We start from the raw sequence: 19,524 nt of genomic DNA, 5'->3' as shown, positions 1-19,524 counted from the left end.
GCCTCCTGCGCTTCCCGCCGGCGTGCCAGACAGGGACCAAGGTCATGGCGAAGGACGCGGCCGCGAAGGCCAAGGGGACCGAGCACCCCGATTACCACTTCATCAAGGTCGTGATGACGGACGGTACCGAGTACCAGACCCGTTCGACCTACGGGAAGGAGGGCGACACCCTCAATCTCGACATCGATCCGCTGACCCATCCGGCCTGGACCGGTGGCGAGCAGAAGATGCTCGACCGCGGCGGTCGCGTGTCGCGCTTCAATTCGCGGTTCGGCAACCTCGGCAAGCGCTGAGCGTCGCAGCCCACACGGTGACGCTGTTCGAGACGGGCGGTCCCTGGCGGGGCCGCCCGTTTTCGTGCGCGGTGTCGCGCGGTCGCGGCGCGCGTTATCCACAGGACGGGTTTGCAAAGATCGCGCGGACCGCGCGGCGAACCGCGCGTCCGGGCGCGCCGGCGGAAACGCTTCTTCTCGTGCGGGCCGCGCTCGCGGCCCGCGTGGCCTGAATCGGCCGCTGCCGGTTCGTTCAAAGCGCGGCCGGGCCGTCGTATCCTACTCCGGTCACCCGCGGTTCGCCCGGGCTCCGCGCCGGAGCCGCGGCGGTCACGCGGGCGCCCCTGCCTGTCCGGGCCCGATCGTCTCCGGACGCACTGCTAGGATCGAGACACGATGAGACGTCTGCTGCTGCTGTTCCTCGCCCTGGCCGCTCTGGCCGCCGCGCCGGCCCTGGCCGCGGACAAGATCAAGGTCGGCATCATGGGTGGGGATGCCGAAGTCCTCTGGGCGAGGGCCAAGGAGATCGCGGCCCGCGACGGGCTCGACATCAACCTGGTGGTGTTCTCCGACTAGCTGCTGCCGAACGAGGCGCTCCAGGCCGGTGACCTCGACGCCAACGCCTTTCAGCACAAGCCGTTTCTCGCCAACCAGATCAAGGCCCGGGGCTACAAGATCGTCCCGGTCGGCGAGACGATCGTGACGCCGATCGGCCTGTACTCCAAGCGCGTCAAGGCTGTCGCGGATCTGAAGGACGGGGCGCTGATCGGCATCCCGAACGACCCGTCGAACGGCGGTCGGGCGCTCCTGCTGCTGCAGGCCGAGAAGCTGATCCGCCTGAAGGACGGCGTCGGCCTGCTGCCGACGGTCTTCGACGTCGTCGACAATCCCAAGCGCCTGAAGTTCCAGGAGGTCGACGCCGCGCAGCTGCCCCGCAGCCTCGAGGATCTCGACGCCGCGGTGATCAACACCAACTACGCCGTCGATGCCGGCCTGATCCCGGGCAAGGACTCCATCGCGATCGAGTCCAAGGTCGACAACCCCTACAACAACGTCATCGTCGTCCGCGAGGCGGACACGCAGAAGCCCTGGGTGCCGAAGCTGGTCCGCGCGTTCCAGAACGACGCGATCCGCCAGATCCTGAAGGAGCAGTTCCCGGGTCAGTTCCCGGCATTCTGACCGTCGGGGCCGGAGCGCCGGCCCTGCGCGGCGGCGGCGCTCCCCGGAGCGTCGCTCGGCTTTCGCTCAGCCCTCGCTCATCCGGAACGCCATCCGCAGCAGTCCCTGCTGCGCGGCGACGGGGCTCTCCACGGGCTGCGGCGTCGGCCGGTCCTCGGCGATCAGCGCGTCGAGGTGCAGGATACGGCTGTGCAGACGCCGGGCCCGGACGATCAGCTGCTGCAGACGCATCGGCAGCAGGTTGAAATCCTGCTGCTTCGGCGGCTCTGCGGTGCCGAGCTTGACCCGGTGCTTCTCCTGCAGGGCCTCGGCCGGAGTCATCTCGCCCTCGGCGACGGCGCGCTGGACCAGGAGCCACGAGGCGATCTGCATCAGCAGCGTGGTCAGGCGCATGCTCTCGGCCGCGTAGCTGAGCGTCGCGTCCCGGGAGACGAGGCGCGACTCGTCGCGGCCCTCGCCGTCGAGATAGGCGGCCGTCTCCTCGACCAGGGTCATCCCGTCGCGGAACAGCGCCTTGAAGGCTTCCGAGTTGACGTAGGACCTGCCGAAATCGACCCAGTCCTGATCGTCCCGGAACGTGACATCGAAGCCGTTCATCTGCCTCTCCTGTGCCGTCCGACGGCCCGGCTCGTTCCGATCCGGGACGCTCCGTCCGTGGCTTTCGGACGACGCCGCAATCTTAGCGCCGATCGGCCCGGACAGCAGGGTTCATGTTTTTTTAACCTTAACGCGCCGTCCGGTGCCGGGAGAAGAGCCCCGAACCGTCCGACGCGCGCTCGGAACGAGGCGCGGATACCGTCGAAGACGCTGCGGCCGCCCGGGATCGAGCGCGGCCAGCGCGCCCGGACCGCCCGCCGTCGCGGCGGCGTCTGCCGCCGCGGCGATGTCCGAGACGTCGCGGGCATTCGTGAGGTTGCCGGCATCCACGAACAGAGCGGTGCCGCGCGGCCGCGACGGCCGGGCGCCGCGGCCCGGCCCCGTGGAGCTTCGCGCGTCACGTCGGTCGCCCGGCGACCGACGCTCCGTCCGGGCGGCTAGTGCTGGTGCTGGTGCTGGCCGCCCGGCGCGCCCGCGCCGATCGGCGCCACCGTGAAGGTCACCGGCACGGCGCCGGCCCGCTGGAACGTGAGCGTCCCCGCGACGGTCTCGCCCGCCTTAGGCGCGCCGGTCAGGTCCTCGAACATGAGGTGATAGCCGCCGGGCTTCAGCTCCACGGTCTCGCCGGGCTTGATGGTCAGGCCGTTTGTGACCGGCGCCATCTTCATGACGCCGCCCTCCATCGACATGGAGTGGATGTCGCTGCTCTTGGCGAACGGCACCGTGGCGCCCGTGAGCGTGTCCGGCGCGCTCCCCGTGTTGGTGATGCGCACGTACCCGCCGGCGACCTTGGCGCCGTTCGGCGTGGCGCGCAGCCACGGCGTCTCGATCGTCAGGTCCCCGGCCTTCACGGTCGTCGCGGCCGCGGCCGTCCCCGCGGGCGGCGCGCCGCCCGCCTGGGCGACCTGGACGATCCGGAAGGACGGCGCGGCCGCCTTCAGGTCGTGGGCGTCCTGACCGGCCTTGGGGATCTCCGACCAGGCGTAGCTGCCCTCCGCGCAATCCTGCTGGACCGGGACGTAGACGGTCGCGCCGGGCTCGAACGTGCCGGCGACCTGCGCCAGGAAGGTGAACTCGTCGACCTGATCGTCCGGCAGGGAGCCGCCGCTCCACGTGATCGCGGTCACGCCCTCCGAGGCCGTGCCGTGGTGGGTCGCGTAGGTCTTGGCGTAGGGTCCGCGCGTCGTCGCGAGGGTCCAGCCGGGCTTCGGCATCGGCTTGGCGCCGATCAGGCCCTCCGGGATGGTGACGCTCACGCGGGTCGTCGGCTTGCCGTTGCAGCCGTGCATGATCTGGACGACGCCGCGATACGAGGTGCCGGGAGCGGCCTGCTTGCGTTCCAGCACCGCGTGGGCCTGCGCCGCGGAGGCGAGCAGCCCGAGGCCGAGGGCGGCCGAGACAAGGGTCTTCATGGGAATACATCCGTCCTGAGGGATCCGAGAGGTGGTGATCGCTCAGGCGGTCGGCGGCCCCCTCGGGGCCGCGATGGTGCCCGGCGGCGCGCGGGCGCCGACGCTCCGGGCAAGGCTCCAGGCCGGGTGGCGGTTCGCTTCCACTGCCCACCGGACGCCGACGGCGGCCGGCCGCGGCGGAAGCGCCGGGCCGGTGGCCTGGGCGGCCGTGCAGCACTCGCCGTGGTCGCGGGGGACGGGCGCGCCCGGCAGGGCGGGCGCGTCGGAATGCTGCGCGCAGAGGCCGTCGGTCGTCGTCGGCGACGGCATCAGGCCGCCGAGGAAGGCCTGGAGCAGCAGGGCGTAGAGCGCCAGCACGGCGATGGCGGCCCGCAGGGCCGGCCCGACACCGCGATCCGAAAGGGCCTCGCCCGAATCCATGCTGCTCCCGCGCGCCGTCCGAGCCGGACCGCTATGGCATCCCTGCCACACCGGCGCGACGATGGCTGTTGCCAGGGTGCCGCACGGGGACGCGGCGTGCGCTGGCGCACGGCGACGCCACATTCCGGCCCCTTCGATAGGGAGTCTTAACGCCATCCCGACACCGTGGCGCCCGAGACAATCCGCTCCCGTCACGACCTGACGAACCCCGGACCAGAGCCAGCGACCGATGCGCAAGAAGGCACAAAACCGGTTCACCACGATCCTGAGCGTCGCCGCCCTCGGCGCGCTCGGCATGGGCGCCGCCGAAGCCCGCGACCAGGGCAACTACGCCCAGGCCGAATGGGCGCAGGACTACGCCTCGCCCGCCGGCATGCAGGTGCAGCGCGAGACGGTGCCGATCCTCTCGCCCCAGACCGTGGCATCCACCGAGCAGATGGTGGAGCGCTACAAGGATATCGTCGCCCGCGGCGGCTGGCGGCAGGTCTCCGGCGCCGACCACCTGCGGATCGGCTCGCGCGGCCCGGCCGTGGCGGCCATCCGCCAGCGCCTGATCGTCACCGGCGACCTCGACCCGGCCGCCGGCGGCTCGGGCGTCTACGATTCCTACGTCGCCGCGGGCGTGAAGCGGTTCCAGGCCCGGCACGGCCTCAGCCAGACTGGCGCCATGACGATGGCCACCCAGCAGGCCATGAACGTGCCGGCCGATGTCCGCCTGCGCCAGCTCGAGATCAACGTCGTGCGCCTGCGCTCCTACTCGGGCGATCTCGGCCGGCGCTTCGTGATCACCAACATCCCGGCCGCGCTCGTCGAGACGGTCGAGAACGGTCAGGTCGTCACGCTCCACGCCGCCGGCGTGGGCAAGATCGACCGCCAGTCGCCGATCATGAACACCAAGGCGACGCAGATCAATTTCAACCCGACCTGGACGGTCCCGGCTTCGATCGTGAAGAAGGACCTGATCCCGAAGATGCAGAAGGATCCGAACTACCTCACGGACAACAAGATCCGGATCCTGTCGAACGGCTCCGAGATCTCGCCGAAGTCCGTGAACTGGTTCTCGGACGAGGGTACCCGCTACACCTACCGGCAGGATTCGGGCGCCGACTTCAACTCGATGGGCATCGTCCGCATCAACATCCCGAACCCCTACGGCGTGTTCATGCACGACACGAACACCAAGGGCGTGTTCGGCGACGATTTCCGCTTCATCTCCTCGGGCTGCGTGCGCGTGCAGAACGTGCGCGAGTACATCACGTGGCTGCTGAAGGACACGCCCGGCTGGGACCGCCAGAAGGTCGAGGAGGCGATCGAGAGCGGCAAGCGCATCGACGCCAACATCTCGCAGCCGGTGCCGGTCTACTGGACCTACATCACCGCCTGGTCGACCCCGGACGGCATCGTCCAGTTCCGCGACGACATCTACAAGCGCGACGGCGTGAACGTGCCCTCGACGATCGGCGCGCCGACCCCGGTCGCCAGCGCCGAGCCGATGCCGCAGACCTTCGAGCCCGGCGACGAGGAGTAGTCGGATCCGCGGGCGCCGGCCGCTCCCGGCGACGCCCGCCCGTCGAACCCGATCCGAGGCCCGCACCTCTGCCGAGGCGCGGGCCTCGCGCGTTCGGGGCCGCGCCTGTCATCCGGAGGTCAAACGCGTCTGATTGGCCCCGGAGGCAGCGTCCCGGATGCCGGCTGCCGGCCTCCCGCGGGACGCCGCGCCGCGAAGCCGTGCAGGAGCCATCGATGTCGCGCGACACCCAGCCCGGAGGCCTGACCCGCCGGAGCACCATGGCGGGGGCCGCCGCCCTCGGCCTCGTCGCGGGCCGGGCCGGCGCGCAGGAGGCCGCCGAGGCTACCGGGATCGTCTCCGCGCGCGACGCGGCCGGCGCGGAGCCGGTCCCGCTGCCGGGCGTGCTGGTGTCCAACGGTCGCGAGATCGCGCGGACCGACGAGCGGGGCCGATACCGCCTGCCGATGCCGGGCGACGGCGCGGTCTTCGTCATCAAGCCGCCGGGCTACGCCCTGCCGCGCGACGCCGACAACGTGCCGCGCCACTCCTACATCCACCAGCCCGGCGGTACGCCCGCCGAGCTGGGCCTGCGCTACCGCGGGCTCGCGCCCACCGGCCCGCTCCCGACCTCGATCGACTTCACCCTGACCCGCGCGGACGAGCCGGACGACTTCGACGTCGTGCTGTTCACCGATCCCCAGCCCGAGAGCCGGTTCGAACTCGATCACGTGCGCGACACCGCGGTCGCCCGCGCCATGGCGATCCCGGCCGCCTTCGGCCTGACCACCGGCGACGTGCTGTTCGACGATCTCTCGCTCTACGGTCGGTCCAACCGGATCGTCGGGCAGATCGGCCTGCCCTGGTACAGCCTGCCGGGCAACCACGACCTCAACATGCAGGCGCCGGACGCGCGCTACAGCCGCGAGACCTGGAAGCGGGTGTTCGGCGCGCCGACCTACGCGTTCCGTCACGGCCGGGCGTGGTTCGTGATGCTCGACAACGTCGAGTGGCTCGGGCCGCCGGTGCCGGTGGGCGCCAACACCTACCGGGGCCGGATCGGCGAGTGCGGTCTGGCCTTCCTGCGCAACCTCCTGGCCGAGATCCCGCGGGACGACCTAATCGTGCTGGCCATGCACATCCCGCTGCACACCGACACGGCGCCGGACGATCCCCGCACCACCACCATCGACCGCACCGCGCTCCTCGAGCTGCTCGCCGGCCGCAAGGTCCTGAGCCTCGCCGGCCACACCCACACGACCGAGCACCACTACCTCGCCGACGGGCACCATCACCACGTGCTGACGGCCGTCTCGGGCTCGTGGTGGAGCGGCCCCGACACCCGGACCGGCATCCCCTCGGCCGACAGCCGCGACGGCACGCCGAACGGGTTCCACGTCCTGTCGGTCCGCGGCACCGCCTACACGTCGCGCTACGTCGCCGCGCAGGGTCAGCCGGACGAGACCATGCGGATCCTGTTCGAGAGCGAGCTGCGGGCCGGCGCGCCCGAGGTGGTGCGCTGGACCCGGCCCGTGCAGGGGCTGCGGCCGCCGGTGCCGCAGGACGCGCTCGCCGACACCACCCTGGTGGTCAACGTGTTCGACGGCGGCCCGCGCACGCAGCTCGCGTTCCGGGTCGGGGACGCGCCGCCCCGGCCGATGGCGCGCACCCGCCGCCTCGACCCGTTCGTCACCGAACTCTACGAGCGCTACCCCGAGACCAAGAAGAGCTGGGTGAAGGCGATGCCCTCGACCCATATCTGGACGGCGCGGCTTCCGGACGACCTCGCCCCGGGCGCCCACCGGGTCACCGTGGAGGGCGCGGACGAGTACGGCCGTCCGATCCGCGGCTGCGCGGTTCTGGAGGTCACCGGCGAGCGCGGCCGCGGCTGAGGCCGGGCGCCGCGAGCGGCGGCGCCCGCCCGGGTCACGCCGCCAGCTGGCGGGCGCCGTGGCCACCCTCCTGGATCTCCTCGACGATCTTCGCGCAGAAGGCGTCGAGGTCGCCCGGGTTGCGGCTCGTGACGATGCCGTGATCGGTCACGACGTCCTTGTCGTGCCAGCGGCCGCCGGCATTGATCACGTCGGTCCGGATCGAGCTGAACGAGGTCAGGTCGCGGCCCTTGGCCGCGCCGGTCTCGATGAGCAGCCAGGGGGCGTGGCAGATCGCGGCCACGACCTTGCCGGACGTCAGGAAGCTCTTGATCACGGCCAGTGCCTGCGGCTCGAGCCGGAGCTTGTCCGGGTTGATCTGGCCGCCCGGAAGGACGAGGGCATCGAAGGACGCCGGGTCGACCTGCTCCAGGTCGGCGTCGACGGTGACCTCCTGGCCCCAGTCGGTCTTGTCCCAGCCGCGGATCGTGCCCTTGCTCTGGCGCGACTGCGGGGCGGCGACGGTCACGGTGGCGCCGGCCTGGGCCAGCTTCGCCTGCGGCACGGTCAGCTCGCTCTCCTCGAAACCGTCGGTGGCGAGGATCAGGATCTTGGCTTGGCGGATGTCGGGCATGGCGGGTCTCCGGTTCGGGGATCAGCCCGGCTAACGGAGGGTCGTCCCGCCCGTTCCCGCGGCCCTCGGCCGCCCGACCGCCTCCGGGAGCGGAAGCCGGTCCGGCGATCGGAACCCCCGCGAGGGCGGCCCGTTGGTCCGCATCCCAACCATCAGGAGTCGCGTCATGGCCAATCCCGGCCTTCCCGAGCCCACGCCCGGCGACCTGCCGCCGCCCCCGCCGACGCCCGAAGAGGAGCCCGATATCGGCCCGACCGGCCCGCGCACGCCCTACCCGGTCAACGACCCGGGCATCGGAGAACCCGGTGGTCCGGGCTCAGAGCCGGACATCTTCCCCGGCACGCCGACGGACCCCGGCACGCGCATGTGACTGTGTCCGCGCAACGGACGGCGGCGCGCCCGGCCGTCAGTGGCCGCCGTGCGAGGTCCGCACGTCGCGCGGAGCGTTGAGGATCTCGGAGAGGCTCGTCACGACGTGGCGGGCCTCTTCGTCCGTGAGGCGGAGCTGGAACGGCGGAAGAGCGCCGGCCTGCAGGGCGACCACCGCCTGGCCCTCGTCGTCGGTGCCGATCTCGATGGCGGACGACGTCACGTCGAGCATGGCGACTTCCTCGTCGCCCATCTCGTCGGCCATGTCGGGCTCGTCCGTATCGTCGATCGCCGTGAGGAGTTGCCCGACGGCGCGCACCAGCGCCCGGGCGGCGCGGGCATCCATCACCACCGCCGTCGCCTGATCGTCCTTCTGGAAGGAGAGCTGGATGTTCGCACCGTCCAGCGAGACCGAGATGCCTGCCATGTATCGTCCAGAGCCACGCGCCTTAACTGCTTGAGCGCATTCCGTATATGCATCGTGAATGCCCGGAATCACAGGGGGCGGCGCCGCACGGTCGCCTCCCGATCCCGGCCTGCGGCGCAGATGATACGCCGCCCATGCCTTGTTGCGGCCGCAGCCTGCGCCTAAATACGTCCTCGGGGGGCTCATCCACCGAGGCTGACGCTGTTCAAGGTTCAGCGACTCGCGCCCCGCCGCACTGGCCAAATCCAGAAAGACCGTGGTGCATCACGCGGCCCTCGCGCCGCGCGGATGGCCTATGGACGAACGAGGTACACTACGTGAATACCGGCACTGTGAAGTGGTTCAATGAGACCAAGGGCTACGGTTTCATCCAGCCCGACGATGGCGGCAAGGACGTGTTCGTCCACATCTCGGCCGTCGAGCGCGCCGGGATGCGCAACCTGATCGAAGGCCAGCGGATCGCTTACGAGATCCTCACGGACAAGCGCAGCGGCAAGGACGCCGCCGGCAACCTGCAGGCGGCCTGACCGTCGCGGGTTCTGAAGCGCCTCCCGCGGCTCTCGGTGCGCCAGCGCGTGCAACCGAAGGTCGCGGGGACGCACGAAGCGGCCGCCTGACGCGGTTCCCCCTTCCGACGCTGCCTTCCCGGGCGAGACTGCCCGGATTCCGGTCGCGTCGGAGGCAATATCCCAGAAACGACGCCGGACGCAGCCAACGTCCGGTCCAGAGAAGAAAAGACATTGATGTTATTCGAGTACACACGGCGCCGCGGCGTCCGTTCCCCCGTCACCGATGCCCCGACCTTCCGGGTGGGCAAGCTGGCGCGGGCCAAGACCGCGGATCAGACCGGGGCCGATCTCAGCGACCTGATCGACCGGTCCTACAACTACCACTCCCCGCGTGAGCTGCACTGGCATCTCGCCGAGCGTCTCGGGCTCGCGCCCGCCGCGGTGAGGATCCGCGAGACCGCGGCGGCCTGAGCCGTCCGCGGCTCCTTCCTCAGGAGTCGTCCGAGGCCTCGGCCTCAGCGCTCCCAGGCGGCGAGGACCGGGTCGCGCAGACCCACCGGCGCGGCGAGCAACTCGCCGTGCACCGGGTCGGCGCGATTGTACGGGGTCGCCGCGCCGGAGAAATCGCAGACCACGCCGCCCGCCTCGCGGAGAACGAGGTCGGCGGCGGCCAAGTCCCAGTCGCGGGCATTGCCGGAGATCATCCCGATATCGACCGTGCCGTCCGCCACGCGGGCGAGCCGCAGGGCGAGGGACGGGATCCGCGCGACCACCTCGAAGTCCGGGTCTTCTCCGGCGCCCCGGGCCAGACGGTCGAGCATCGGCTTCGGGCCGGTGATGCGGGCGCCCGGCAGGCTCTGCCTGGGATCGACGCGGATCGGTTCGCCGTTCCGCGTCGCGCCGCGCCCGCGCACGGCCTCGTAATCCGCGTCGCCCACCGGCGCGTGGACGAAGCCGATCAGCGGCTCGCCGCGCGACAGGAGCGCCACCGCGATCGACCAGTCCGGATGGCCCGACAGGAAGGCCCGCGTCCCGTCGATCGGATCGACGATCCAGACGAGGTCGTGGCCGAGGCGGGCCGGGTCGTCGGCAGTCTCCTCCGACAGCCACGCCGCCCGGGGCACGAGGGCGCTCAGGCGCACCTTCAGGAAGGCGTCGACCGCGACGTCCGCCTCGGTCACCGGCGAGCCGCCGGACTTCGACCAGATCCGGGCCGAGGTCTGACCGCCGAGCCTGAAGAAGGGCCGGGCGATGTCGGCGGCCTCGCGCATCACGGCGCGCAGTTCCGGCATCAGGGCAGATACGGCATCGTCGGTGAGAGGCTCGGGCATCGCGCTCCGCGTGGAATCCGTGCGGCCCGCGAGGGCCTCGCCGTCCCGCCCGTCCGGCGACGCGGACGTCCGGGCCCGCCTGGGCTCACCCGCTCGGGCTGTGAAGACCCGGCGCGGAGGATCGCGCGCCCGGTCACCCCGTTGTACGGCGCCTCCCGCAGCGCCACAAGGATGCTGGTTGATCGATCGATAACGACCGATCTGCGCAAGGAAATGTTGAGCATTCAAGGAAGCATTGAGCATTCCGCAAATGACAGCGCTGTCCAGATTCGCTTAACGACGGCTCTTAAGCGGTGCGGAGGAGTTCGGGTGCGATTTTGCTTGGCATAACGGACGGCCCGACAGCGGCCGCCACTTGCTCCAGGGACTCGGACCGATGAACACTTCCCCGGCCACGGACAAAAGCCACGCAGGACACCCGATGCACGGTGCCGACACCGCGCCCCGCTTCGTCGTTTCGCCGCTTCCGGTCGTCGGCCGCGTCTCCGGGGCGCGCCGGGCCGCCGGGATCGCGCTCGCCTACGCCGCCGAGGACGCGGAGATCGTGGGCGCCGACCGGTTCAGCCTGATCCTGGTCGATGCCGAAGGGGACGTGCTGCAGCGCCTCGGCAGCTTCGAGGAGGACGACGTCGTCGCCGTGTGGCGCGACATCGCGGCGCGGGCGGGACTCGTGCGGATGATCGTCCGCGAGGACGGCCTCCTCGTCCCGGTCTCCCAGCAGATCGGCCGGCTGATTCTCGGTCAGGTCCGCATCCGCCGCCGCCATGCCGGCCTCGGCCGCCGGCGCCCGCGCTTCCTGGCCCGCCGCAAGACCGGCCGGCTGCCGGCGCGCCCGCAGATCTTCCGCGGCGAGAACGAGATCATCGCCCGCACCTGAGGGCGCCGCCCGCGCCTAGGCCAGGTTGCGCAGCAGCGCGTCGGCGGTGAGGCCGACGAACAGGATCAGGCCCGCATCCCGGTTCGACCGGAACAGCGTCAGAGCACCGCGCCCGTCGCGCTCGCGCAGCGACAGGACCTGCCAGGCGAGATGCCCGGCGAAGGCGGCGATCCCCAGATACCCGACGGGCCCCGCTCCGGCCCCGCGCGCCGCCAGCACTACGAACAGCGCCGCCAGCGCGTAGCACAGCCCGACGGCGAGCCGCACGTGCCGGCCGAACAGGCGGGCCGAGGAGCGGATCCCCGCGATCTCGTCGTCCTCGATATCCTGCACCGCGTAGATCGTGTCGTAGCCGATCACCCAGCACAGGGCGCCCGCGTAGAGCAGGAGCGCCGGCGGGTCGAGGCGGGCGAACACCGCGGCCCAGCCCATCAGCGCGCCCCAGGCGAAGGCCAGGCCCAAGATGGCCTGCGGCATCGGCATGACCCGTTTCATGAACGGGTAGATCGCCACCGGCAGCAGCGAGCACAGGCCGATGACCACCGCCTCCGCGTTGAACTGCAGCAGGACGGCGAGCCCGATCAGGGCCTGGATCACCAGGAACAGGGCCGCGTGGCGCGGCCGCACCTGCCCGGAGGGCAGGGGGCGCAGGCGCGTGCGCTCGACCTGCGCGTCGAGGTCGCGGTCGGCGATGTCGTTGTAGGTCGAGCCCGCCCCGCGCATCGCGACCGCGCCGATCAGGAACAGGAGGCAGTGCCAGGGATCGGGAAAGGCCTGGTCCGCGGCGATCGCCGCCAGGGCGGCCGACCACCAGCAGGGGAGGAGGAGGAGCCACCAGCCGATCGGCCTGTCGATCCGGGCCAGGCGCAGGTACGGGCGCCAGGGTCGGGGCGCCCGCCGGTCGACCCAGTGCCCGGAGACGGCATCGGCCGGCCGCCCGTCGTCAAACACCGTGCCGTTCATCGGTCGGATCTCCGGTCGTCCCGCACGTGAAATCCCCGCCGCTGCAGAGGGGGACCCGCGCCGGATCCGTGATCCTCTCAGACGATCTCAGAGAGCGCCCTGCGGCAGCTTGAAGCTTCCGGTCAAGCCCGGACCGCCGAGCAGCCCGCCGCCGCCGCCGCCGGCCTGGGCCTGAGCCTGGGCGCGGGCCTGCGCCTCCATCTTGGTCGCCTGGGCGGCGACGCTGCAGATCTTGGTGCGGATGCCGCTGACCTTCATGTGGTCGGCCTTGAAGCCCTCGGCGAAGGAATCGGGGATCGAGCACCATTCCTTGTTGGCGGCGATCCACTTGATGCCCTCGGCGCCGTTGGCCTGGAGCTTCCCGAACAGGGCGCAGGCCTCCTGCGGGGTCATCTTCTTCTTGGACTGCGACGCCGCGTTGGCGCGGCCGACCAGGGCCTTGCGCTCGGCCAGGGTCTTCTGGATGGCGCCGCATTCCGGCGCCGCGCTCTGCGCGAACGCGCCGGTGCCGAACAGGACGGTGCCGACCAGCACCGCCGCCCCCAGCTTCAGACTCCCCTTCGCCATTCCGCGACTCCCTCGACGCCCCTGCCGACTCCGCGAGCGGCCGGCTCTCTTCCGTTCCCTTGGGTTCGCCATAGGATTGTGGCGTCAATCGAGCGGCAAACCGGCTGCGCCATGAGCCGGTGGACTGGCTGCGGAAAACCGGGGCTCGTAACCATTCGGCAACACTTTCGGGAACGCATCCCGCGTTGACAGGCCCGCCGACCCGCGCGACCACGCCGCCATGCCGGCCTACGACTTCACCGCTCCGCGCCTCCACGTCGCGGCCGATCTCGCCGCGGGGGTGATTCTGCCCCTCGACCGAGCCCAGGCCAACTACCTGCTCAACGTGCTGCGCCGCGGGCCGGACGATCCGGTCCTGGTGTTCAACGGCCGCCACGGCGAGTGGCGCGCGCACCTGGTCCAGACCGGGCGCAAGGGCGCCGACCTCCACGTCGCCGCGCAGACGCGCCCGCAGACCGAGCGCGCCGACCTGCACTACCTGTTCGCCCCGCTGAAGAGCGCGCGGCTCGACTACCTCGCGCAGAAGGCGGTGGAGATGGGGGCCGGGACGATCCGTCCGGTCATCACCCGGTTCACGCAGGGCGACCGCGTCAACATCGACCGGCTGCGAGCCAACGCCGTCGAGGCCGCCGAGCAGTGCGGGATCCTGGCGATTCCCGAATGTCCCGAGCCCGAGCGCCTCCCGGCCGCGCTCGCGGGCCTCGCGCCCGGGCGGCTCCTCGTGTTCTGCGACGAGGACGCGCCCGTGCGCGACCCCGTCGCGGCCCTGCGGGCGGCCGGCGACCCGCTGGCGCCGCCCCCGCTCGCCGTGCTGGTCGGCCCCGAGGGCGGCTTCTCGGAGGAGGAGCGGGCGCTGATCCGGGCTCGGCCGAACACCGTGGCGCTCTCCCTCGGGCCGCGCATCCTGCGGGCCGACACCGCCGCCGTCGCCGTGCTGACCCTGGTGCAGGCGGTGCTCGGCGACGCGCGCTGACGGCGGGCCGATCCTTCCATGTGTGCCCGCGCACATGGTAGGATCGCGCCGGGCGATTGTTTCGCGGGATCGGACGTGAAGCGGCGCGCCGGTGGAGACCGCCGCGTTGTGGGTTCACGGCGGCTCGATTATGTCCCGGATCGGACGCCGCCTGCGCCGCGTGCTCATCGGGGTCGGGGGCGGGTGTCCGCCCGGATCCCGCTCGCGAGAGCGGGTTCGTACCGGGTGGATCCGCCGGAGCAGTCCGGCGCGCCCGTTCCCAGGCACAGGTCAGACGCACGGGCAGGCAGCGCATGGCGCGCGACAGCAACGACACCACGCCGCTCACCACGCGCGCCGAACTGATCGAATGGTTCGCGGCGGGCGAGAAGCCGCGCGCGCGCTTCGCGATCGGCACCGAGCACGAGAAGATCCCGTTCTACCGCGAGACCCGGACGCCGGTTCCCTACGAGGGCGACCGCGGCATCCGGGCGCTCCTGGAGGGGCTCGCCCGCGAGACCGGCTGGGAGCCGATCCTCGATCTCGGCAACATCATCGGCCTGTCGGCGGAGGCGGGCGGCGCGATCTCGATCGAGCCCGGCGGCCAGTTCGAGCTGTCCGGCGCGGCGCTCCCCGACGTGCACGCCACGGCGGCGGAGCTCGCCACGCACCTCGCCGCCACGAAGCGGGTCGCCGATCCCCTCGGCATCGGCTTCCTGACGCTGGGCATGAGCCCGCGATGGCGGCGCGACGAGACCCCGGTCATGCCCAAGAGCCGCTACCGGATCATGGCCGGCTACATGCCCAAGGTCGGGTCCCTCGGCCTCGACATGATGCTGCGCACCGCCACCGTGCAGGTGAATCTCGATTTCGCCTCCGAGGCCGACATGGTGCGCAAGATGCGCGCGTCCCTGGCGCTGCAGCCGGTCGCGACCGCGCTCTTCGCCAACTCGCCCTTCACCGACGGCCGGCCGAACGGCTTCCTGTCGCGCCGGTCCGAGATCTGGCGCGACACGGATGCCCACCGCACCGGAATGCTGCCCTTCGCCTTCGACGCGGGCTTCGGTTACGAGGCCTATGTCGACTGGCTGCTCGACATGCCGATGTACTTCGTCAAGCGGGGCGACACCTACCACGACGTGTCGGGCGCCTCGTTCCGCGACCTGATGGCCGGCAAGCTCCCGCAACTGCCCGGCGAGTTCGCCACGGTCTCGGACTGGGCCAACCACGCCTCCACGGCCTTCCCGGAGGTGCGGCTCAAGCGCTTCCTCGAGATGCGCGGCGCCGATGTCGGCGATCCCGGCATGATCGCCGCCCAGGCGGCCTTCTGGGCGGGGCTCCTCTACGACGAGTCGGCCCTGGACGCGGCCCTCGACCTCGTGAAGGGGTGGAGCCCCGCCAACCGCGAGGCCGCGCGGGCCACGGCGCCGCGCCTGGGGCTCGCGACCCCGGTGGCCAACACCACGCTCGGGGCCGTCGCCGCCGAGGCCCTGGCGATCGCCCGGGCGGGCCTCCGGGCGCGGGGCCGCCGCGACGCCGAGGGTCGGGACGAGGTGATCTACCTGCAGCCGCTCGAGGCCATCGTCGCGGCCGGGCGCACCCGGGCCGAGGATCTCCTCGCCGACTACGAGGGACGCTGGGGCGCCTGCGTGCGTCCGGCCTTCACCGAGTGCGTCTTCTAGCGACCGCCTGAGCGGCGCTCGTGGCCCGCGCGAATCGGCCTTGGAACGTGCTAATGGAACGTTCCGACAGGGCGCCGCGCTCGGGGAGAGGACGCATCATGACCCGCATCATCGCCGCCATCCTCGCCGGGCTGGCATCCGTGCCGGCGAGCTCCGGTACGGGGCAGGCCGCCGACCTAGCGCCGTTCCAGGGCTCAGGTCCGGCGCCGACACCGGGTCGCTGGCACACCGGAGCCGGTGGCCGCGTCACCGGCACCGTGGCCGCGCGGGGGCGGCCGGAGTACAGCTATTACGGCGAGTACGGCTATCCCGCGCCGTTCGGCTACGGCTACGCCTACGCGCCCGTCCCGAGCCGCGGCTTCGAGTACGGCTACAACGGCCCCCGCTACGTCTGGACGGCGCCGGACAGCTATTCCGGACCCGCCTTCGGCTATCACGTGTGGTGAGGGCGCCGCTGGCGCCGGGGCGCGGCGGTGCCTATGACGCGCCGGGGCCGGCATCCGCGCCGGTTCGGGAGCTTCCGGTGTGCGGGACGAGGATCCGGACTGCGTCGACCTCGACCTGAGCGGCCTGAAATGTCCGCTTCCGGTTCTGCGCACCCGCAAGGCGCTGCGCGGCCTCGCTGCCGGCCAGACGCTGGTGGTGACCTGCACCGACCCGCTGGCCGCCCTCGACATCCCGAACCTCGTGCGCGAGGAGGGCGCCCGCCTCGACGCCGCCGAGCGGCTCGGAGGGCCGCCCGCGGTGCGCCTGCGCTTCCGCATCACCGTGTCCGCAAGGCCGCCGCATTCCTGAACGATCCGTCGGGCTTCCAGGAGCGAGGTGAGATCGGAATGGCACCGCGGATCGGGGGCGTGCGCCTCGTACATGACGGTTGGGCGCGCTACCTCGTCGCCGAGGTGATGCAGGAGGACGGAAGCCGCATCACGCGGGAGATGGAGGATCACGGCCGGGCGGTCGCGGTGCTCCCCTACGATCCGGACCGTCGGGTCGCCACGCTCGTCTCGCAGTTCCGGGCGCCGGTCCTCTACTCGGGCGGGCCGCCGAGCCACATCGAGGTACCGGCCGGGCTCCTCGACGAGGGCGCGTCCGAGGACGAGGCGCGGCGCGAGGCGATGGAGGAGACGGGCCTGCGCCTGAGCGCCCTCGACTTCGTCGCCAGCGCCTGGTCGATGCCGGGGATCTCCACGGAGCGCATGGATCTGTTCCTCGCCGCCTACGGCGAGGCCGACCGGACCGGCACCGGCGGCGGTCTCGCCGCGGAGGGCGAGGCCGTCGCCGTCCACGAGATCCCGCTGCCGGAACTGGCCGCCATGGGCCGCCGCGGGGCGATCACCGACATGAAGTCGCTGACGCTGCTCTTCGCGCTGCAATTGCGGCGGCCGGACCTGTTCGCGGAGCGGCGCTGAGGTCAGCCGGGGCGCCGCCGGAGCTGGTCCCGCGCGGCGAGGCCGATGAAGCGCCAGGATTTGATGAAGTAGCGCCGGAACAGCCTGCGCGGCGCCTGAAGGAACCGGTAGATCCACTCGAGGCCGAGGCGCTGCATCAGCCGCGGCGCGCGCGGCAGGAAACCGGCGGCGACGTTGAGGGCGTCGCCGACGCAGAAGACCACCGGCTCGCCGAGCGTCTGCCCGTGACGATCCACCCAGATCTCGGATTTGGGCGCCCCGACCCCCATCACCAGCAGCGTCGTCCCGTGGGCGCGGATCCGCTCGGCCAGGGCGCGGCTGTAGGCCGCGTCGTGCTCGAAGCCGAAGGGCGGCACGGCGCTCGCCACGGCGCCGGCCGGAAGCCCCGCCGCCTGCAGCCGGGTCGCCAGCGCGTCCGCCGCATCCTGGCGGGCCGAGACGAAGAAGACCCGCTGCGCGAAGGCCGGCGGATCGGCCAGGACGCAGCCCAGAAGATCGTGGCCGGTGATCCGGTGCACGGGCCGGCCGCACGCCTTCCGGGCCAGCCAGACCAGCGGCATCCCGTCGAGGGTCCTGGCCGCGGCGCGGGCGTAGGCCTCGCGGAACGGCGCGTTCTCGCTGAGCTGGACGATGTGATCGACGTTCGCCGTGACGATCATGCGCGGCCGGCCGTCTCGCCGGGCCGCGACGGCGGCCACGAGGGCCGCGGCCGGACCGGTGTGAAACCGGTGCCCGAAGAGTTCGACGGTCGCGCCTGTCTGCGGCGACCCGGACGCCGCGGAGGCCGGGGCGCTCACCGTGTGTGCCTCTCTGAGGACCGGATCCATAGCGCCCAGGTAGAGGCTGATCTCACCGCTGTCACGCATCGGCGGCCCGGAAGCTCGCGGCCGGCCGGGTAGCGGCGCGCAGGCTGCGGCGCCGGTCGCTGTCGGCGCCCAGCAGCAGGGCGATGCCGCCGCCGAGCAGCAGGCCGAGGACCAGCGCCACCGGCAGGACGATCTTGGGCGAGGGCGGGAAGGTCCGCTGGCGCGCCGGCACCGCGGCCGAGATGATCCGGACGTTGGTGGTGTTGAGCCGCTCCTGCTCGCTCGCCTCGCGGGCGCGCTTCAGGTAGGCCTCGTAGATGCCGCGGCGGGCGTCGAGGGTCCGCTCCAGCTCGCGCAGGCCGACATAGGCCCGGTCGCTGGACGCGGTCTCGTTCTTCACCCGGTCGAGATTGGCCCGGATCGCCGCCTCGCTCGCGGCGGCGCGGTCGTAATCCTTCTGGGTCGTCTCGATGATCCGCTCCTTCTCGCGCTGGATCAGGCGCTGGAGGTCGCGCTGCTGGGCGTACTGCTCGGCCATGGCCGGGTGGCGCTCGCCGAGGCGGGTGGCGAGCTCCGCGGTGTTGCGGGACAGCGTCGCGTATTGCTGCCGCAGGGCCTGCATCTCCAGGCTCTGCAGCATCTCCGGCAGGGCGGTGCTGGGATCCGACGAGCGCATCCGGCGCGCCTGCTCGAGGCGCGACTTGGCCTCGGCGGTCTTGATCGAGGCGGTGACGAGCTGCTGGTTCAGGTCGCCGAGCTGCTGGTCGGTGAGCAGGCGGCCGCTGGCGGCCACGAGCTTGTGGTCCTCGCGGTAGCGCACCACGGCGCTCTCGGCCTGCTCGACGTCGCGCTTGAGGCTGTTGAGCCGCCCCGCCAGGGCGTCGGAGGCGCGCCGCGCGGTCTCGGTCCGGGCCGCGGCCTCCTCGGCGAAGTAGGCGTCGCCGACGGCGTTGGCGATGCGGGCGGCCTTCTCGGGATCGCGGGACTGCACCGAGACGTCGATCACGAAGGTCCGCTCGGCCCGCCGGACGGTGAGGCGGTTCTGCAGCGTGTCGAGGGCGGTGATGACCGGGTCGCGACTCGCCGGCGGGGGCAGCATGCCCAGCGCGCCCTTGATCCAGGTCAGCGTCGGGTTGTTGCCGTCCGGCAGGACGAACTCGTCGTCCTGGTCGAGGTGGAGCTTGGCGATCACCCGGCGCAGGACGCTGTCCGACTGGATCACCCGCACCTGGCTCTCGGCAATCGACACGCCGCTGTCGGCCTGGGGCTGGCGCGCGTTCACGTCGTTCTCGACGACGCGCAGGTCGCTCGGATCGACCAGGACCTGGATGCTCGACGTGTAGCGCGGCGGGATCAGGCCGAGGAGCGCCACCGCCACCGCGACCATGAACAGGCCGCCCAGCACGATGAAGCCGCTGCCGCGCCACAGGCGCCGCAGGATCACGCGGCTATCGGTCGGCGGCGCGACCTGCGGCAGCACCATCCGGACGGGCTGCTCGCCGCTCATCCGTGTCGAGAAGTCGAACATACGCCCCGCTCCCTGACCTGCCTCGGCGGAGACCGCCGCCCGTCACCAGCCTCTTCGCCCGTTCCCTTTCTGACCAGCTCCGTGCCGGTCTGGAACAGGTGCGCGTCCGAGGCGCTGCCTTCTCCGGGAGCCCAGCAATCGACATACCGGGCCAGTAGTGTCGCTCCGATGCGGCATCTGCTGCAGGAAGCTGGCAGATATCGCTTACTGAT

General features: G+C 71.8%; 22 protein-coding genes and 1 pseudogene. 13 read left to right on the top strand and 10 right to left on the bottom strand.

Annotated features, from left to right (window positions below; all coding sequences use genetic code 11):
- The first annotated feature begins 44 nt into the window (after positions 1 to 44).
- On the top strand, positions 45 to 293 hold the full coding sequence (gene rpmE, locus ACTJK8_RS17750) for a 50S ribosomal protein L31 (RefSeq protein WP_012322259.1): 249 nt from the start codon (positions 45 to 47) through the stop codon (positions 291 to 293).
- Positions 294 to 668: 375 nt separating this feature from the next.
- Positions 669 to 1,451, top strand: a pseudogene (locus ACTJK8_RS17745) (MetQ/NlpA family ABC transporter substrate-binding protein).
- A 66-nt stretch (positions 1,452 to 1,517) separates the two neighbouring features.
- Here ACTJK8_RS17745 and rcdA read toward each other — a convergent pair.
- The 3 genes from rcdA to ACTJK8_RS17730 all read right to left on the bottom strand — a co-directional run bounded on the left by rcdA (position 1,518) and on the right by ACTJK8_RS17730 (position 3,880).
- On the bottom strand, positions 1,518 to 2,048 hold the full coding sequence (gene rcdA, locus ACTJK8_RS17740) for a protease adaptor protein RcdA (protein WP_012322261.1): 531 nt from the start codon (positions 2,046 to 2,048) through the stop codon (positions 1,518 to 1,520).
- 437 nt (positions 2,049 to 2,485) lie between these two features.
- The gene (locus ACTJK8_RS17735; protein WP_440762300.1) at positions 2,486 to 3,460 is read right to left on the bottom strand and encodes a DUF1775 domain-containing protein; all 975 of its coding nucleotides are present in this window, start codon (positions 3,458 to 3,460) and stop codon (positions 2,486 to 2,488) included.
- A gap of 42 nt (positions 3,461 to 3,502) precedes the next feature.
- Positions 3,503 to 3,880, bottom strand: a complete 378-nt coding sequence (locus ACTJK8_RS17730) for a hypothetical protein (RefSeq protein ID WP_058607212.1) — start codon at positions 3,878 to 3,880, stop codon at positions 3,503 to 3,505.
- Between the two features lie 229 nt (positions 3,881 to 4,109).
- Between ACTJK8_RS17730 and ACTJK8_RS17725 the strand changes: the two genes are divergently transcribed.
- Positions 4,110 to 5,408 (top strand): L,D-transpeptidase family protein, encoded by a 1,299-nt coding sequence (locus ACTJK8_RS17725; RefSeq protein ID WP_440762299.1) that lies wholly within the window; start codon positions 4,110 to 4,112, stop codon positions 5,406 to 5,408.
- A gap of 215 nt (positions 5,409 to 5,623) precedes the next feature.
- Positions 5,624 to 7,279 carry a calcineurin-like phosphoesterase C-terminal domain-containing protein gene (locus ACTJK8_RS17720; RefSeq protein WP_440762298.1) on the top strand — a complete coding sequence of 552 codons (1,656 nt, stop codon included), beginning with the start codon at positions 5,624 to 5,626 and terminating at the stop codon, positions 7,277 to 7,279.
- A 34-nt stretch (positions 7,280 to 7,313) separates the two neighbouring features.
- On the opposite strand, the gene ACTJK8_RS17715 is transcribed toward ACTJK8_RS17720, so the two are convergent.
- Positions 7,314 to 7,892, bottom strand: coding sequence for a type 1 glutamine amidotransferase domain-containing protein (locus ACTJK8_RS17715; RefSeq protein ID WP_012322266.1), 579 nt, complete (start codon positions 7,890 to 7,892; stop codon positions 7,314 to 7,316).
- Positions 7,893 to 8,058: 166 nt separating this feature from the next.
- On the opposite strand from ACTJK8_RS17715, the gene ACTJK8_RS17710 reads away from it, so the two are divergent.
- Positions 8,059 to 8,262 (top strand): hypothetical protein, encoded by a 204-nt coding sequence (locus ACTJK8_RS17710; protein ID WP_012322267.1) that lies wholly within the window; start codon positions 8,059 to 8,061, stop codon positions 8,260 to 8,262.
- 36 nt (positions 8,263 to 8,298) lie between these two features.
- Here ACTJK8_RS17710 and ACTJK8_RS17705 read toward each other — a convergent pair whose 3' ends face one another.
- Positions 8,299 to 8,688, bottom strand: coding sequence for a hypothetical protein (locus ACTJK8_RS17705; RefSeq protein ID WP_012322268.1), 390 nt, complete (start codon positions 8,686 to 8,688; stop codon positions 8,299 to 8,301).
- Positions 8,689 to 9,005: 317 nt separating this feature from the next.
- On the opposite strand from ACTJK8_RS17705, the gene ACTJK8_RS17700 reads away from it, so the two are divergent.
- Both ACTJK8_RS17700 and ACTJK8_RS17695 read left to right on the top strand, forming a co-directional pair.
- Complete coding sequence (locus ACTJK8_RS17700; RefSeq protein ID WP_012322269.1) at positions 9,006 to 9,215, top strand: cold-shock protein; 210 nt, start codon at positions 9,006 to 9,008, stop codon at positions 9,213 to 9,215.
- Positions 9,216 to 9,431: 216 nt separating this feature from the next.
- Positions 9,432 to 9,668 carry a hypothetical protein gene (locus tag ACTJK8_RS17695; protein ID WP_024828118.1) on the top strand — a complete coding sequence of 79 codons (237 nt, stop codon included), beginning with the start codon at positions 9,432 to 9,434 and terminating at the stop codon, positions 9,666 to 9,668.
- Positions 9,669 to 9,712: 44 nt separating this feature from the next.
- Here the strand turns inward: ACTJK8_RS17695 and ACTJK8_RS17690 are convergent, their stop codons facing one another.
- Positions 9,713 to 10,528: an inositol monophosphatase family protein gene (locus tag ACTJK8_RS17690; protein ID WP_012322271.1), complete on the bottom strand. Its 816-nt coding sequence runs from the start codon at positions 10,526 to 10,528 to the stop codon at positions 9,713 to 9,715.
- 421 nt (positions 10,529 to 10,949) lie between these two features.
- On the opposite strand from ACTJK8_RS17690, the gene ACTJK8_RS17685 reads away from it, so the two are divergent.
- Positions 10,950 to 11,405 carry a DUF6101 family protein gene (locus ACTJK8_RS17685; RefSeq protein ID WP_029360358.1) on the top strand — a complete coding sequence of 152 codons (456 nt, stop codon included), beginning with the start codon at positions 10,950 to 10,952 and terminating at the stop codon, positions 11,403 to 11,405.
- 15 nt (positions 11,406 to 11,420) lie between these two features.
- Here the strand turns inward: ACTJK8_RS17685 and ubiA are convergent, their stop codons facing one another.
- Together ubiA and ACTJK8_RS17675 are read right to left on the bottom strand one after the other, a co-directional pair.
- Positions 11,421 to 12,368 (bottom strand): 4-hydroxybenzoate octaprenyltransferase, encoded by a 948-nt coding sequence (ubiA, locus tag ACTJK8_RS17680; RefSeq protein WP_012322273.1) that lies wholly within the window; start codon positions 12,366 to 12,368, stop codon positions 11,421 to 11,423.
- Positions 12,369 to 12,455: 87 nt separating this feature from the next.
- Positions 12,456 to 12,935 carry a hypothetical protein gene (locus ACTJK8_RS17675; protein ID WP_012322274.1) on the bottom strand — a complete coding sequence of 160 codons (480 nt, stop codon included), beginning with the start codon at positions 12,933 to 12,935 and terminating at the stop codon, positions 12,456 to 12,458.
- A 220-nt stretch (positions 12,936 to 13,155) separates the two neighbouring features.
- Between ACTJK8_RS17675 and ACTJK8_RS17670 the strand changes: the two genes are divergently transcribed.
- From ACTJK8_RS17670 to ACTJK8_RS17650, 5 genes are all read left to right on the top strand, one after another.
- Positions 13,156 to 13,908 (top strand): 16S rRNA (uracil(1498)-N(3))-methyltransferase, encoded by a 753-nt coding sequence (locus ACTJK8_RS17670; RefSeq protein ID WP_024828116.1) that lies wholly within the window; start codon positions 13,156 to 13,158, stop codon positions 13,906 to 13,908.
- Between the two features lie 293 nt (positions 13,909 to 14,201).
- Positions 14,202 to 15,569: a glutamate--cysteine ligase gene (locus ACTJK8_RS17665; protein WP_012322276.1), complete on the top strand. Its 1,368-nt coding sequence runs from the start codon at positions 14,202 to 14,204 to the stop codon at positions 15,567 to 15,569.
- A 98-nt stretch (positions 15,570 to 15,667) separates the two neighbouring features.
- Positions 15,668 to 16,015 carry a hypothetical protein gene (locus ACTJK8_RS17660; protein ID WP_012322277.1) on the top strand — a complete coding sequence of 116 codons (348 nt, stop codon included), beginning with the start codon at positions 15,668 to 15,670 and terminating at the stop codon, positions 16,013 to 16,015.
- A gap of 79 nt (positions 16,016 to 16,094) precedes the next feature.
- Complete coding sequence (locus ACTJK8_RS17655; protein ID WP_012322278.1) at positions 16,095 to 16,364, top strand: sulfurtransferase TusA family protein; 270 nt, start codon at positions 16,095 to 16,097, stop codon at positions 16,362 to 16,364.
- 38 nt (positions 16,365 to 16,402) lie between these two features.
- Positions 16,403 to 16,978: an NUDIX domain-containing protein gene (locus ACTJK8_RS17650; RefSeq protein WP_012322279.1), complete on the top strand. Its 576-nt coding sequence runs from the start codon at positions 16,403 to 16,405 to the stop codon at positions 16,976 to 16,978.
- Between the two features lie 2 nt (positions 16,979 to 16,980).
- On the opposite strand, the gene ACTJK8_RS17645 is transcribed toward ACTJK8_RS17650, so the two are convergent.
- Both ACTJK8_RS17645 and ACTJK8_RS17640 read right to left on the bottom strand, forming a co-directional pair.
- Positions 16,981 to 17,844, bottom strand: coding sequence for a WecB/TagA/CpsF family glycosyltransferase (locus tag ACTJK8_RS17645; protein ID WP_012322280.1), 864 nt, complete (start codon positions 17,842 to 17,844; stop codon positions 16,981 to 16,983).
- A complete protein-coding gene (locus ACTJK8_RS17640) occupies positions 17,837 to 19,312 on the bottom strand; it encodes a GumC family protein (protein ID WP_012322281.1) in 1,476 nt (491 codons plus the stop codon). Before ACTJK8_RS17640 ends, ACTJK8_RS17645 begins: the two co-directional genes overlap by 8 nt.
- Between the last annotated feature and the right edge of the window lie 212 nt (positions 19,313 to 19,524).

Source organism: Methylobacterium sp. 22177 (assembly GCF_052045615.1).
GTDB lineage: Bacteria > Pseudomonadota > Alphaproteobacteria > Rhizobiales > Beijerinckiaceae > Methylobacterium > Methylobacterium radiotolerans.
This window is presented reverse-complemented; position numbering and strand designations above follow the sequence as displayed.